The 15,710-nt window shown below is 37.7% G+C and carries 15 protein-coding genes and 1 riboswitch; all 15 genes read left to right on the top strand.

Annotated elements, in window-relative coordinates; translation table 11 throughout:
• Positions 1 to 4 precede the first annotated feature (4 nt).
• The 15 genes from ACWPWS_RS23610 (at position 5) to ACWPWS_RS23680 (ending at position 15,696) form a co-directional block, all read left to right on the top strand.
• Entirely contained in the window at positions 5 to 1,234 is a 1,230-nt protein-coding gene (locus ACWPWS_RS23610) for an efflux RND transporter periplasmic adaptor subunit (protein ID WP_309511686.1), read from the top strand.
• Between the two features lie 133 nt (positions 1,235 to 1,367).
• A complete protein-coding gene (locus tag ACWPWS_RS23615) occupies positions 1,368 to 2,249 on the top strand; it encodes a bestrophin family protein (RefSeq protein ID WP_454048119.1) in 882 nt (293 codons plus the stop codon).
• 16 nt (positions 2,250 to 2,265) lie between these two features.
• Entirely contained in the window at positions 2,266 to 3,162 is an 897-nt protein-coding gene (locus tag ACWPWS_RS23620; protein WP_209786207.1) for a cation diffusion facilitator family transporter, read from the top strand.
• Between the two features lie 17 nt (positions 3,163 to 3,179).
• Complete coding sequence (locus ACWPWS_RS23625) at positions 3,180 to 3,599, top strand: Fur family transcriptional regulator (RefSeq protein ID WP_034691375.1); 420 nt, start codon at positions 3,180 to 3,182, stop codon at positions 3,597 to 3,599.
• Positions 3,600 to 3,977: 378 nt separating this feature from the next.
• Complete coding sequence (locus tag ACWPWS_RS23630; RefSeq protein WP_454048210.1) at positions 3,978 to 5,627, top strand: heavy metal translocating P-type ATPase; 1,650 nt, start codon at positions 3,978 to 3,980, stop codon at positions 5,625 to 5,627.
• A 771-nt stretch (positions 5,628 to 6,398) separates the two neighbouring features.
• Positions 6,399 to 6,779: a hypothetical protein gene (locus ACWPWS_RS23635; protein ID WP_454048120.1), complete on the top strand. Its 381-nt coding sequence runs from the start codon at positions 6,399 to 6,401 to the stop codon at positions 6,777 to 6,779.
• A 172-nt stretch (positions 6,780 to 6,951) separates the two neighbouring features.
• Positions 6,952 to 7,227: a YHS domain-containing protein gene (locus ACWPWS_RS23640; protein ID WP_454048121.1), complete on the top strand. Its 276-nt coding sequence runs from the start codon at positions 6,952 to 6,954 to the stop codon at positions 7,225 to 7,227.
• Positions 7,214 to 7,891 carry an SCO family protein gene (locus tag ACWPWS_RS23645; RefSeq protein ID WP_209786202.1) on the top strand — a complete coding sequence of 226 codons (678 nt, stop codon included), beginning with the start codon at positions 7,214 to 7,216 and terminating at the stop codon, positions 7,889 to 7,891. Before ACWPWS_RS23640 ends, ACWPWS_RS23645 begins: the two co-directional genes overlap by 14 nt.
• Before the next feature lie 187 nt (positions 7,892 to 8,078).
• Positions 8,079 to 8,753, top strand: coding sequence for a superoxide dismutase (locus ACWPWS_RS23650; protein WP_105683287.1), 675 nt, complete (start codon positions 8,079 to 8,081; stop codon positions 8,751 to 8,753).
• Between the two features lie 4 nt (positions 8,754 to 8,757).
• Complete coding sequence (locus tag ACWPWS_RS23655; protein ID WP_454048122.1) at positions 8,758 to 9,126, top strand: hypothetical protein; 369 nt, start codon at positions 8,758 to 8,760, stop codon at positions 9,124 to 9,126.
• A 186-nt stretch (positions 9,127 to 9,312) separates the two neighbouring features.
• Positions 9,313 to 10,143, top strand: coding sequence for an MbnP family protein (locus ACWPWS_RS23660; RefSeq protein WP_309511679.1), 831 nt, complete (start codon positions 9,313 to 9,315; stop codon positions 10,141 to 10,143).
• The gene (locus ACWPWS_RS23665; protein ID WP_454048123.1) at positions 10,136 to 11,185 is read left to right on the top strand and encodes a cytochrome-c peroxidase; all 1,050 of its coding nucleotides are present in this window, start codon (positions 10,136 to 10,138) and stop codon (positions 11,183 to 11,185) included. The genes ACWPWS_RS23660 and ACWPWS_RS23665 overlap by 8 nt, the downstream gene beginning before the upstream one ends.
• Positions 11,186 to 11,197: 12 nt before the next feature.
• The gene (locus ACWPWS_RS23670; protein ID WP_454048124.1) at positions 11,198 to 12,145 is read left to right on the top strand and encodes a transporter; all 948 of its coding nucleotides are present in this window, start codon (positions 11,198 to 11,200) and stop codon (positions 12,143 to 12,145) included.
• Positions 12,146 to 12,238: 93 nt separating this feature from the next.
• Positions 12,239 to 12,423: riboswitch (cobalamin riboswitch) on the top strand.
• Positions 12,424 to 12,532: 109 nt separating this feature from the next.
• Positions 12,533 to 14,566 (top strand): TonB-dependent receptor plug domain-containing protein, encoded by a 2,034-nt coding sequence (locus ACWPWS_RS23675; protein ID WP_454048125.1) that lies wholly within the window; start codon positions 12,533 to 12,535, stop codon positions 14,564 to 14,566.
• Positions 14,563 to 15,696, top strand: coding sequence for a YncE family protein (locus tag ACWPWS_RS23680; RefSeq protein WP_454048126.1), 1,134 nt, complete (start codon positions 14,563 to 14,565; stop codon positions 15,694 to 15,696). Before ACWPWS_RS23675 ends, ACWPWS_RS23680 begins: the two co-directional genes overlap by 4 nt.
• Positions 15,697 to 15,710 lie beyond the last annotated feature (14 nt).

The raw sequence follows: 15,710 nt of genomic DNA on the forward strand, positions 1-15,710 counted from the left end.
ACTTATGAAACTCAAATATAATATCATTCCTTTTATCCTGATTTCACTATTGCTAACAAGTTGTGGAAAAAAAGAAGCTGCAGAAGAAAAAGCTCCTGAAAAAACAGAACAGAAAGAGGCGGCACATGAAGAAGCTCCACAAACGATAGCTTCACTCACGGAGGATCAGATGAAATCTGTAGGAGTAGCTTTAGGAGCCGTAGAAATGAAAGAGCTTACGTCCACCATCAAAGCAAATGGATTGCTGAGTGTTCCCAACAGTAATAAAGCAACCATTACTTCCCTGTATGGAGGGATCATCAAAACCATCAATATTCAGGTAGGAAGTATTGTGAAAAAAGGACAGGTTATTGCTACCATTGCCAATCCGGAATACATTCAGCTTCAGGAAGATTATCTGACTACCAACAGCAGGATAACGTATGCCGAACAGGAATACAGAAGACAACGAGAACTTTTTGATAATGATGCCGGAGCCAAGAAAAACCTTCAAAGTGCTGATGCTGAACTGAAAACATTAAGAACAAAAAGAGCTTCCCTGTTAAAACAGCTTCAGATGATGGGCATAAGCCCGGGGAAAGTAAATAATGGAAATATGCGATCAGGTTTGGTTATCACAGCACCTATCAGTGGTACGATCAGCAGTATCACAGCGCAGATTGGAAGCTATGTAGATATCTCTTCTCCGGTTGCAACCGTAATTGATAACGGTTCCATTCATCTCGATCTTCAGGTGTTTGAAAAAGATCTTCCCAAAATGAGAGTTGGGCAGATTGTTCATTTTAAACTGACCAATAATCCGGAAACAGAATATGATGCCAGAATTTACAGCATAGGATCTTCATTTGAAAATGAAAGCAAAACCATCTCTATGCATTGCGAAGTAATCGGAAATAAATCCGGTCTGATCGATGGAATGAATATCACAGGAATTGTAAGCCTCGATAAAAGTACAACCCCTGCAGTTCCTACCGAAGCCATCGTAGAAGCAGATGGTAAATACTTTGTATTTGTTCAGACTGATAAAAAAGTAGAGGAAGAACATGATGAAAAAGGAAAACCTCATCCGAAAACTTTAAACTTTGAAAAAATAGAAGTGGTAAAAGGAACTTCTGATATGGGATATACGGCGATAACTGCGGTAGGAAATATTCCGGACAATGCAAAAATAGTAGTGAAAGGAGCATTTTTTGTGAATGCGAAACTTGTGAATTCCGGGGAACACGAGCATTAATGAAAGTGGCTGGAGCCAGTAAAATGTCGATTATTATCCTTAAATTAGAGCTGTTTACGGAATTTTTTATTGAATAAAAGCGGCAGGAAAAAAGTAAAGATTATCTACCCTAATTTTAATAAATAACCTGATTATGTTATTAAACAAAAAAATATCAGTCTGGTATTTCATCCGTGAAATAAAAAGCCAAATTCTGTTTATCGGAATATTCGCTGTAGCCATCGGTCTTTTGGATATGTTGCCATGGTTTCGTAAAATTTCACTGCCTTTGAATATTCCGGCATTGCTGGGAACGGCAGTGTCTTTACTGCTGGCTTTCCGTACTTCCCAGTCCTACGAAAGATGGTGGGAAGCCAGAACCGTTTGGGGAGCTATTGTAAATGATTCCCGGACTTTTGTAAGGTTAATCATCCAGTTTATGCCGGCGGGAGAAGATAAAACAGTAAAAGATTTTGCCGAAAGACAAATCATCTGGACTTACGCGCTGGGAGAAGCCCTCAGAAAATTGCCATTCTCTGAAAAAGTTCAGCAATATCTCGATCAGCATAAGATAAAAGCGGTGAATATTCCCAATGCTATTCTGGACGAACACTCCAGACAGCTTAAAGAAATTGCCGCTTCCAAAGGACTGACCGATTTTCAACAGATGCAGCTGAATGATATCATTACAAAACTTTGCGACAGTATGGGGAAATGTGAGAGGCTGAAGAATACGGTTTTTCCACGTTCTTATAGTGTTTTAGTCCATATTTTGATTTATGTTTTTGCAGCAATACTTCCGTTTGGACTTGATGATTCACAGCTGGCAGTTGAAATTGCGATTACTTTCCTGGTTCCGGTAACATTCATTGCGATTGAAAAAACATCAATCATTATGCAGGATCCCTTTGAAAATAGCCCTGTAGATACTCCGATGACTTCTCTGGCACAAACCATAGAGATTAATATCAGACAAATGATTGGTGAGCAGAATGTTCCACCCAAAAAAGAAAATACATCTTATTATGAAATGTAATTAAACCATACACAATATGGAAAACACACCCACACAAACCGTTTCTGCAGGAAGCAGACATAAAAAGAACCTCCTTATCGTACTCTGCCTTAGTGGGACCTATCTCATTGCTGAGGTGATAGGAGGAATTGTTACCAACAGTCTTGCGTTACTGGCAGATGCAGCGCATATGCTGACAGATGTGGTAGGATTGTTGCTGGCATTTATAGCCATCAAAATAGGAGAAAGAAAAGCAGATCCTTCCCGAACTTACGGATATTATCGTACCGAAATATTGGCAGCTGTTATCAATGCGGTTGTTTTACTAGGAATTTCGATCTATGTTTTGTTTGAAGCTTACAAGCGGTTTCAAAATCCACCGGAAGTACAAAGTAAATCAATGCTGATTGTAGCAGGGATCGGATTGATCGTTAATATTGTCGGAATGATGATTCTGAGAAAAGACTCGGAAGGCAGTCTCAATATGAAAGGAGCTTATTTTGAAGTCCTTTCAGATATGCTTACTTCAGTAGGAGTGATGATTGCAGGAGTAATTATGCTGACAACAGGCTGGTATTATGCTGATCCCCTGATCTCAGCCGCAATTGGATTGCTGATCTTCCCAAGAACATGGAGACTGTTGAAAGAAGCCATTAATGTCTTGCTTGAAGGAACTCCTAAAGATGTGGATATTCATGAACTTCGTAAATCTCTGGAACAAACTCCGGGCGTGAAAAATATTCATGATCTGCATGTATGGTCACTGACATCAAGCGTCAATGCAATGAGTGCCCATGTGGTAAAAGAAGCAGCATATGCTCAGAATCAATTATTAAAAACATTGACAGATACTACTGTGAATAATTTTAAAATCAGTCATACCACTTTTCAGATAGAAGAGGAAGGCTATGAAGAAAATGAAGTACATCTGTAAAACTTTAAAAGCGTACAATGAAAAAAGATATAGAACACAAACTCATTGATAAAAATACCAAACCCACAAGCATGAGGATTTTGGTCTATGATTTTTTAAGCTCTCAGGAAGCTGCTTTATCCCTTTCTGAGATAGAAAATCATTTTGAAAATGCTGACAGAATCACCATCTACAGAACACTGAAAACCTTTGAAGAAAAAGGAATTGTTCACAGCATTCAGGAGAATACCACCACAAAATACAAGTTATGTGAAGACGATTGTGATGAAAAAACACATAAAGACTGGCATCTCCATTTTTATTGTAAAATCTGCAAGCAGACAACCTGTAAAGAAGATATTTCCTTCCCTGAAAACATACAGACCAACTTCAGGATTGATGAAATAAGATTGTTTGCCAAAGGAATCTGCGAAAATTGTCTCGAAAGTTTGCAATAGCATTGCATCAGTCTCACCTTTAAATTTGTATAAAAATATTCAGTTATGGAAAAATGCTGTAGTACAACCCCGGAAAAACCCGATACAAAAGGACACAAACATAATCATGCAGAAGGAGACGGCCATGACCACGACGGCCATGATCATTCTCACGACTCCGGAGATCAGACAGTCTTTCAGATGTTTCTTCCCGCCATTATATCCTTTGTTATCTTATTATTGGGAATTGCCTTTGATAACTATATAAAACCCGCATGGTTCACAGGCTGGGTACGCCTGGTATGGTTCCTGGCAGCGTATATTCCTGTAGGATTCCCGGTATTGAAAGATGCTTATAAAAGTATTATCAAGGGAGATGTGTTTTCAGAGTTCTTTTTGATGAGTATTGCAACGATTGGAGCTTTTGCCATCGGAGAATATCCTGAAGGTGTAGCGGTGATGCTGTTCTACGCAGTAGGAGAGGTATTCCAGTCTATGGCGGTTACCAGAGCCAAAGGAAATATAAAAGCCTTATTGGATCAGCGTCCTGATGAGGTCACCATTATAGAAAATAATCAGCCCAAAACGATAAAAGCAAAAGAAGCAAAAATCAGTGATGTTATCCAGCTGAAACCCGGTGAAAAACTGGCTCTCGATGGAGAACTGCTTTCCGATTCAGCTTCATTCAATACAGCAGCTTTAACAGGAGAAAGTAAACCCGATACCAAAAATAAAGGTGAAGCGGTTCTTGCAGGAATGATCAATATGAACAGTATTGCCTTAGTAAAAGTAAATACAGCCTATGAAGACAGTAAACTGAGTAAAATTCTTGAACTGGTTCAGAATGCAACAGCTCAAAAAGCCCCTACAGAACTATTCATCAGGAAATTTGCTAAAGTATATACGCCTATCGTTGTATTTCTTGCCATTGGAATCTGCTTGCTGCCTTATTTCTTTGTTAGTGATTATCAGTTCAGAGACTGGTTGTACAGAGCATTGATATTCCTTGTGATTTCTTGCCCTTGTGCCTTGGTGATTTCTATTCCGTTAGGATATTTTGGAGGAATTGGTGCCGCAAGCCGAAACGGAATTTTATTCAAAGGAAGTAACTTCCTGGACAGCATTGCAGAAATTCAGAATGTAGTGATGGATAAAACCGGAACGATGACAGAAGGCGTATTCAAAGTTCAGGAAGTAAGTATGGCTCCTGAATTTAATAAAGAGGAAATCCTTCAGATGGTGAATGTTCTTGAGAGCAAAAGTACCCATCCTGTGGCAACAGCTATTCACAATTATGTAGGAGATATCAACCACAATATTCTACTAGAAAATGTAGAAGAAATTGCAGGACACGGACTCAAAGCTACGATTAACGGAAAAGAAATTCTGGTAGGGAACTTTAAGCTGATGGATAAATTTAATATCAATTATGATCTTAACCATGCCAATATTGTGTACACGGTCATCGCAGTGGCTTATGATAAAAAGTTTGCAGGATATATCACCATTGCAGACAGCATAAAAGAAGATGCCAAAGAAACAGTAGACAATCTGCATAAAATGAATGTAAAAGCTACAATGCTGAGCGGTGATAAAAGTACCGTTGTGAAATATGTAGCAGATCAGTTGGGCATAGACAATGCATTCGGAGACCTTTTGCCTGAAGATAAAGTCAATAAGGTTAAAGAAATTAAAGCCAGAAAACAAACCGTAGCTTTCGTAGGAGACGGAGTGAATGATGCCCCTGTTGTTGCTTTAAGTGATGTGGGAATTGCAATGGGAGGATTAGGAAGTGATGCTACCATTGAAACGGCAGATGTAGTCATTCAGGATGACAAGCCAAGTAAAATCCCAATGGCAATCAATATCGGAAAGCAAACGAAAAAAATCGTTTGGCAGAATATAATCCTTGCTTTTGCCGTAAAAGCAGTGGTTTTAATCTTGGGTGCCGGTGGACTGGCAACTATGTGGGAAGCTGTTTTTGCCGATGTAGGAGTTGCCTTGCTGGCTATTTTAAATGCGGTAAGAATTCAAAGAATGAAATTTTAAAAAGCAAATAATAAACACAACTCAATTATATTCAATAAAAGCTCTGCTGAATTTCAGCGGGGCTTTTGTTTTTAAATTATACCCCATGGCATTCATTCCATTGAAATCCTATACTATTGAGACTGTTACTGAGTGAAGAAGAGAATGCCATTACTTTAGTATAAACCATGACTGACAATTACAACGGGTATAAAGATAATACACACACTTTGTCATTCCGTAGGAATCTCTGCAAAAACATTAGAGAGATAAATCAAACCAGCATTGCAATTTTATCGGAGATAAAATCCTTGCGCCTTAAAAAAACAGTAAGCATTTAAAAAAACTTGCGTCTTTGCGTTTCCAACATCACGTCAAAACTTAATTTAGAAAGGTAATAGTTTTTTTGTTGGATAAACGCAAAGGCGCAAAGAAGATAAAAATTGTGTTGTTTTTAAGGACGCAAGAAAATCAAAGATTTTCAGCCAGTTTACTTCTTAATTGAAAGTTTTATTCAAAAACATTAAATATTCGGAAACATTTTTAGCGCCTTTTGATTCCCAACAAAACATAAAAAAGCTCTGCCAAAAACATCAGCAAAGCTTTTATCAACAAGATTAAATTGTATATAAAGAACTAAATTTTTATTTAGGTCTAAAGTCTTACTCAAAGTTCGTGATAAAATTATACAGGTGACAGGCACAGTTTTATAATTTTTGTGGGTAACAGTAAATAACCATCAATGACATTCATCATAAATTATACATAAAACAGTTTTGAAGTAGTATATTTGTGACAGAGAAAAAATCGTTGAGGTTATTTATTTCCATATTCGTCATTTTTACCATTGCATTACGTCCCGTTTTGCCATTGGTAAACTATGCGGTGAACTATGATTATATTGTGAAAAACCTTTGTGAGAACAGAAATGTACCACAATCAACCTGTAAGGGAAAATGCTATGTGGAAAAAGAACTGGCAAAAACAGAAAAACAGTCCAATAGCTCTCAAACCATAAAGATTGCAGGATTAGATGCTTTTATCTCTCATGATATCCTTTCCTTCTCTTCACTACTCAACCCGGAATTGATTACTGAGATTCCTGATTCAAGTTACTTTAATTCTCATTCTTCAGAATATTTTTCCAGGGTTTTCCATCCTCCATTAGCTTAATTTTATTTTAAACTATATTTTTAGTTTATGAATTGGAGGTGCTGAAACTTTCAATTAAAAGTCATTACTACACTTTGCATCATTAAATTTGGGGTTAATTTCCCACAATTTATAACGCTGTGCTTTGTGTTCTAAGTTAATTTATCATTATTAATTTCAATTTAACATTAAAATGAAATCTCCTCTTATTTTGACGGCAATGCTGTCAATATCATTATTGTCGTGTGCCAAGGAAACGCCTCAGGTAAAGCATGCAAGCCACATGGATTCTTCCGGAAAGAAAATAGAAAATGTACAGGTCGTCAATGAAGAAGACCCGATCTGCCACATGAAAACGGCCGGATCTCTGAAAGATACAGCGGTATATAAAAATAAAACGTACGGTTTTTGTAGTGTTTACTGCAAAAGTGAATTCAAAAAAAGCCCTGAGAAATATGCCCAAAAATAACAAGACCAATAATAAAAGTAAAGTGATCATACCCATTGTGGTTTTTGCATTGCTTTTCCTGGGAATCGGTGTCGGAATGGGGTATTTTAAAAAGAGCCTTTATACCGTAATGAAAGTTCCGGATTTTGAACTGACAGATCAGAACAGTAAAAAAATCACCAATAAAGATATGCTGGGAAAGGTCTATCTCGTAGAATTTTTCTTCAGTAAATGTCCTACAATATGTCCGGTGATGAATACCAATATGAAGGCTATTCAGAATCAGATCGATGATCCGAATTTTGGTATTATCTCCATAAGCATTGATCCGGAAAATGATACTCCATCAGCACTGAAAGAACATGCTCAAAGAATAGGAGCGAAGTCTCCAAACTGGCATTTCCTGACCGGAGACCGTACCTATATTGGTGATCTCGCGGATAAATTTAATATCTATGTGGGGGACAAAGAAGATGAAGGAGAAAGCCTGAACCACAGCGGAATGATCGCCCTGGTAGATCAGGATGGAAATATCAGATGCAGATACAATAAAGAAAATATGCCTATTCTGTATTATTCAGGATTGAATTATGAAGATCCGGAAGGTAAAACACCTATGCTGACCGGAAAATACCATCCGGACAGAGAAATTCTGATTGAGGATATTAAGAAATTATTGAAATAAGGGAGATGGGAGCGCGAAGCTGGAAGCTGGATGTACTTCCAGACGGTGAAGCTCTGGCGATTTTTGAGATAGCTGTAAAAGCAAATAAAAGTTGAAGAAGTTATGTTATGACATTCATTACTTCCAGCCTCCATCTCCCATCTTCCAGCTTAGCAAAAAACATTGTTCAACCATAAACAAAAACATTATGAAGATTTTGAAAATAGCTGCTGTAACTGCAGTTTTCGCGGCCCAGTTTACACTGGCTCAGTTTAAGCAGACTCCTTTACCATACGCCTATAATGCTTTGGAAGGGAATATTGATGCCCAAACGATGGAAATTCATTATTCAAAACATGCGGCAGCGTATGTCGCTAACCTGAATAAAGCAATTACAGGAACTCCACAGGAAAAAGAAACGTTGTTTCAGATTCTTTCCAATGTTTCAAAACTGCCCGCTGCAGTAAGAAATAATGCAGGAGGACATTACAATCACGAACTGTTCTGGACGGTTCTTACTCCTCAGAAGAATACACAGCCTTCTGCAAAATTGGTAAAAGCCATCACTGAAACTTTCGGAAGTATGGATGCTTTTAAAGAAAAGATGGCTAAAGCAGGAGCAGACCGTTTTGGATCAGGATGGGCATGGCTTTCCGTAGATAAAAATGGAAAATTGTTTGTTTCTTCAACGCCTAACCAGGACAATCCTTTGATGGATGTGGTGGAAGAGAAGGGAACTCCTATCTTCGGAATTGATGTCTGGGAACATGCATATTATTTGAAATATCAGAATAAAAGAGCAGACTATCTTACCGCGATCTGGAACGTTACCAACTGGAAAGAAATCAGCAGAAGATATGACGAAGCTTTAAGCAAGAAATAATCTGATGAAATTATTTTACAGCATACTTTTTACTTTTTACATGGTGCTAAGACCTTTAGTACCCGTGGTAGAGTATGCTGTAAATTATGATTATATCGTTAAAGTTCTCTGTATTAATAAATCCAGGCCAGAGGTTCACTGTAACGGAAAGTGTTACCTGAGTAAAGAATTGGCTAAAACCAATGATTCAGAATCTTCACCTTTTCAGAAACTCAAAAGCTCAGGACAGAAAATTCTTGATACCTATATCCTGCCTGAAACCGCAGAGATCATTACTACTGAAAAACAACCGTTTTTCAATTTCAACTTCACTTATGAAACTGCCTATTCTTTTCTGTTTCTTACCCATATTTTCAAACCACCGGTTTTTTAAGTTAAACGATCACTATTCAACCACAAAAGTCACAAAAGCATAGATAAATAGAAATGCTTAGGTGTTCTTATTGTGCATAAAAATTACCACTTGATATACCTTAAGTGTAAGAGCTTTGGTGCCTTTTGTGGTAAAAAAAAGAATGTCTTCACATTCAAGATTGTATTCAACTTAAAAAAATCAACAATGAAAATTTATAAATTTTTATCACTATTCTTTATTGCCTTTACTTTATTCTCTTTTGTAGCCTGCGAAAACAGCAGAGATGACGAAAATCCACAGGATACTACGCCCGGAAAACTTCAGATTAAATTTGAAAACGGATTTAATAATGTAGGAGATATTGTCCTGAATCAAACGGTTCAGACTTCTTCTAATGGACAGAAACATAATTTTTCTGCTTTAAAATATGTAATCAGTAACATTTCCCTGATAGACGAGAACGGGAATGAATTTAAATACAATGAAAACAACCCTGATAAAGGTGCTTTCATCGTGGATCAGGCTGATGCGGTAGCCGGAATTATATACCTCAACCTGGAGGGTATTCCGAAAAATAATTATAAAAAAATAAAATTCGGATTGGGAATCAGTCAGAAAGCGTACTTGCTAGGGCAGGACGGGCAAGCTGAATTCTGGACAAAAGCCAAGCAGAAAGGGATGTCATGGTCATGGGCAGCCGGATATGTTTTTGTAAAACTGGAAGGGAAATATGGAGCAGATTCTCCATCAAAGGAATTCATGAATCATACAGGAAATATGGGAAATACTACAGAAAATAATACCCCTGATCTTTATCGTGAAATTACGTTGAATCTTCCAACAACAGCCAGAGTAACAGGACAAATTCGCCCTTCTGTTCATATTCTGGCAGATCTGAATCAGTTTTTGAGTGGAGATAAAGCGCTTACCCTTACCGCAACTAATGATATGCTGATGGGTTCAAATCAACATCTGGTAGACGTTACCAATAACCTTACAAAAATGTTTAAAGTAGATCACGTTCATAATGATTAATTTTTTTGTAAAAACAATACTGGTTCTGGGTGTATTTCTGCTGAGTTGTATTTCCTGTTCAGATGAGGTGATACAGCCGCTGGAAAAAGATGAAGCCTATAATCTGCAGTTTCCTTCTTATTTTCCGGAAATGACTTTTGATAAATCAACGAATCCGGTGACAAAAAACGGAGTAGAATTGGGAAGAAAATTATTCTACGAAGGAAGACTTTCCCGAAATAATACCATTTCATGCGGTTTCTGCCATATTCAGGAAAACGCTTTTACCCATCATGGGCATACTGTAAGCCATGGGGTAGATGACAGAATTGGAATCAGAAATGCTCCAGCCATTCAGAATATGGCTTTTTTGAAAAGATATATGTGGGACGGTGTCATTCATAATCTTAATGAACAGCCCATCAGCCCTATTACAGACATCAATGAAATGGACAGCTCTATACCGGAAGCTATTTCAAAAATAAAAGATGACCAGAAGTATAAAAAACTTTTCAGGGAAGCTTATGGAGATGAAACAGTTACGGGAGAAAGAATTCTAAAAGCACTGTCACAGTTTATGGCTTCGCTGATTTCTGCAGATTCAAAATATGATAGATTCAGACAGGGAAAAGAGCAGCTAACTTCAGCAGAATCCCAAGGAATGGCTTTATTCGGTCAGAAATGTGCCTCTTGTCATAGTGGAGAATTATTTACCGATGAAAGTTTCCGCAATACAGGAATGTATTATAACACCGAGTTCAAAGATGCAGGACGCTACAGAGTTACTCTTAATCAGGTAGACTGGATGAAATTCCGTGTTCCGAGTCTGAGAAATGTAGAATATACAGCACCTTATATGCATGACGGAAGATTTTACACCTTAGAGGCAGTACTCAATTTCTATTCAGGTCAGGTAGAAGATAATCCCAATCTGGATTCGCAGCTGAAACAGAATGGGCATATAGGTATTGCTATGAACAGTCAGGAAAAACAGTCGATCATTGCATTCCTGAAAACATTATCAGATAAAAGTTTTATATCCAATCCAAAATTTGCAGAATAATTTATAGAAAACATGAAGAAGATTATAGTAATACTAAGTTTAATCCTGTTTGGGCAATATCAGGCAAAAACCATCAGAGATAGCGCATATATAGCTCCGGACAGCTTTAGCAGATTTGATTTTGATGATGATTGTGATGCCTGTGGCTGTGCTGCAGGAAATGGTTCTTCCGGCTTTGAGTCTTTATTGAATCCACAGTTTATCGGAATCAAATACTTTGCACAGCATTACAAAGCAAAAGAAAACCTATTTGTGAAAGATCTTACACAGGATCAGTATTTCAATACCTTACAGCTTTGGGGAAAGATTCCTTTAACTAAAAAACTGAGTGTATATGCAAGTCTGCCATTCCATTTCCATGAAAAGAAAACCCAACAGGGAGATATCAAAATCAACGGAATCGGGGATCTTAACCTGATGGGAATTTATCAGCTGATGAGTTCTAAAGATAATTTTCACCACTTAAGCGGAGGGTTGGGTGTGAAAATTCCTTTGGGGAAATTCGATGAGAAAGGAGCTTCCGGCGTTAATCCGAGTTTTCAGCTGGGAACCGGAAGCTGGGATTATCAGGCCGCTTTGAATTATAAGTTTCAGAAAAATAAAGTGGCTGTGTTGGTGAATACAGATTATACCATCAAAACGGAGAATAAGAAAAATTACCGATTTGGAAACCAATGGAATTATGCTGCAACAGGTTTTTATCAGGTTGCGGGGAATGAAAAATCTATTTTTTCTGTAAAAACGGGAGTGCAGGGAGAAGTGTATGCCCAGAATAAACAGTTTGACGAAGCGCTGCCCAATACTGCAGGAAGCGCATTGTATGGAAAGTTAGGATTTGAAGCTTCCTATAAAAGGCTGAGTTTGGGAAGTGAACTCATGCTTCCTATGTATACCCATCTGGCAGGAGGTGATATCGAAGCAAAATCAAGATTCAGTATTTTCCTGAATATTGGGATTTAAATAAAAACCCTTTTGAAAAATCATGTTAAAGCTCCTTTGGGAGCTTTAATTGTTTATGAATCATTATTTTAATTGGGGGTTAGGAATAATTTTTTATCTTTGCCGGAATTTGGTGAGCCCTAAAAAGCTCTTAAAAGGGAATCCGGTGAAAATCCGGAACAGACCCGCTGCTGTAAGCTCCACACCAAGGTTTTTGAAGAATATATCCACTGTTTTTTAATGGGAAGGATTTCAAAAATGGAGTAAGTCAGAAGACCTGCCAGAAAATAATCGTTTGACGCTTTCGTGGAATAAAGCTTAGGACATCAATGATTCTGTGCAGTGACAGCTGTGCTTTGTCGTTGCTTTCTTATATCCATTAGCGTCTTCATTATCCTAAATGAGCTAATGGCGGCAAAACAAACTACTTCTGCAATTCATAAAGCTGTTTTCACAATACTGGTGATCACATCTCAACTTTTATATTCTCAAAAAAAGAAAAATGACACTCTGAAGGAAGAATCCATCAAGGCGATCAGCCTTTATAAAAAGAATTTTAAAGAAATTATTCCGGCACAAACCCTGCAGGGTGAGCAGCTGGAAAGACTGAACAGCCATTCAGTGGCAGATGCTTTGCGGTATTTTTCCGGAGTTCAGATCAAAGATTATGGAGGGTTAGGTGGTTTGAAAACCATTAATATCCGCAGTATGGGAAGCCAGCATGTTGGTGTTTTCTATGATGGAATTCAATTGGGAAATGCCCAAAACGGACTGGTGGATCTGGGAAGATATTCTTTAGACGATCTGGAAGAAATATCGTTGTATAATGGGCAGAAAAGTGAAATTTTCCAACCTGCAAAAGATTTTGGCTCTTCGGGATCGATCTATCTGCAGCCCAAAACACCTGTATTTAAAGGAACAAGAAAAACCAATCTCGTTATAAGAGCAAAAAGTGCTTCCATTGATCTTTTCAATCCGTCATTCCGTTTGGAACAAAAAATATCAGACAGAGTTTCTGCCAGTTTCAGTGGAGAATTCATGCAGAGTGACGGGATTTATAGATTTCGTTATGCTAAAAAATATCCCGATGGCCAGCAGGCTTATGATACCATCGCAAAGAGACAGGATTCAGATATCAGGGCAAAACGTTTTGAAACGTCTATCAACGGCAGTCTAAATAACGGAAGCTGGAATATCCGTGGCTACGGTTATATTTCAAACCGTGGGATGCCGGCACCTATCGTCAACGGCCGTTTTGGTGGAAGAGGAGCGAGACTTTCTGACGAAAATTATTTTGTACAGGCCAATCTGAGAAAAAAACTGTTCCCAAAATTTGAAACACAGCTGAAAGCAAAATTCGCCTACGATTATACTCATTTCATGGATACGGTTCGTTCGCAGTCTATTATTCATACCGATAATACCTATATCCAAAGAGAGCTCTATCTTTCCTCATCCAATATCTATTCTATCACACCCAATTGGGATGTGAGTCTGAGCGGAGATTTTCAATACAATAATCTTGATGCTAATCTGGATAACTTTTCTTACCCTACGCGCTACACAACATTGGTGGCATTGGCAACAACCTATCAGTGGAACAGGTTCAAAATTCTGGGAAGCCTTTTAGGAACTTTTACGTTTGAAGAAGTAAGAAAAAACAAAAGACCGGGAGACAGCAGAGAATGGACACCTGCCGTATTTATGAGTTATCAGCCTGAGATTATTCCTGAACTTACGCTTAGAGCTTTCTATAAACGAATTTTCCGACTTCCCACTTTCAATGATTTATATTATACCAATATCGGAAATACTTATCTGAAACCGGAATTTACCAATCAGTATGACGTAGGATTTACTTATCAGAAGAATTATACCAACCATTTCTTTAAAACCTTTTATGCTAAAGTAGATGGTTACTACAACAAAGTACAGGATAAAATTGTAGCGGCCCCTAACGGAAGTATGTTCCGCTGGCTGATGATGAATCTTGGAATGGTTGAAATCATTGGAGCGGATGTAAATATTCAGACTGAAATGCAATTAGGAAAGGTAAAGCTAAGACCATTGCTCTCTTACACATATCAAAGCGCAAGAGATATAAGTGATCCGGAAGACACCTTTTATCGTAATCAGATTCCTTATACCCCATGGCATAGCGGATCATTCAGTTTGATGGCAGATTATAAAGACTGGAGTTTCAATTACAGTGCAATGTATGTAGGAGAAAGATATGATGTGAATCAGGACAATATTCAATACAATTATGTACAGCCCTGGTATACTCACGATCTGTCTGTTCAGAAAAAATTCAATTGGGCGAATCACCAATTTAAAGTGAGCCTTGAAATGAATAATATTTTCAATCAATATTATGATGTTGTCATCAATTATCCGATGCCTGGAAGAAATTTTAAACTTATTCTAAACTTCACCTTATGAGAAAACTAAACTTTTATTTTTTATTTCTGGTATTAGCTTTTCTTACTTCATGCCGTACAGATGATATTATTGTCCGTCAGGAAGTGGTAGAAGGACTTCCTTCAGAAAATACAGCAATAAAAGGTTTTTACATGCTGAATGAAGGGAATATGGGAAGCAATAAATGTACGCTGGATTTTTTTGATTACACCAAAGGAACCTACTACCGGAATATCTATGCTGAAATCAATCCGAATGTGGTAAAAGAGCTGGGAGATGTAGGAAATGATATCAAAGTCTATGGAAGTAAACTCTATATCATTGTGAATGTTTCTAATAAAATTGAAGTGCTGGATGCTAAAACCGCTAAACGTATTACTTCCATTCCCCTGCAAAACTGCAGATATCTGGCCTTCAAAGACGGGAAAGCTTATGCGAGCAGCTATGCCGGACCTGTAGCCATTAATCCCAAAGCACCAAAAGGAAAAGTAGTGGAGATTGATACCACTTCTCTTTCTATTCAACGTGAGGTGGTGGTGGGATATCAGCCGGAAGAAATGGAAATTGTAGGCAATAAGTTATTTGTTGCCAATTCCGGAGGATACAAAGCTCCCGATTATGACAATACGGTTTCTGTAATTGACCTGAGCACTTTTACGGAAATTAAAAAAATAGAGGTTGCCATCAATCTTCATCACATTAAAAAGGACAATTATGGTGATCTGTATGTAAGCTCAAGAGGAGATTATTATAACGTTCCTTCAAGCCTTTATTTAATTGATGCAGCTACAGGAACTGTTAAAAAAGATTTCCACCTCTCAGTCAGTGAAATGACAATCGTTAATGATAAACTCTATTTCTACGGAAATGAATTCAACTACAATACCCACAGTTATAAAAAAACATTTGGAATCATTGATGTGAAAACAGAAGAGATTATTGCCAACAAAATTTTTGACAAAGAATACGAAACCGCCATTAAAACACCTTACGGCATAGCAGTAAACCCCATCACAGAAGATATCTACATCACAGATGCCAGAAATTATGTATCCATGGGATTTGTGTATTGCTTTGATAAAAACGGACACTTTAAGTGGAAAACGGAGGGAGGTAATATTCCTGCCCACTTTGCTTTTTTATACAAATAATCAAACTTTAAGAA

The organism is Chryseobacterium sp. Marseille-Q8038 (assembly GCF_965111995.1).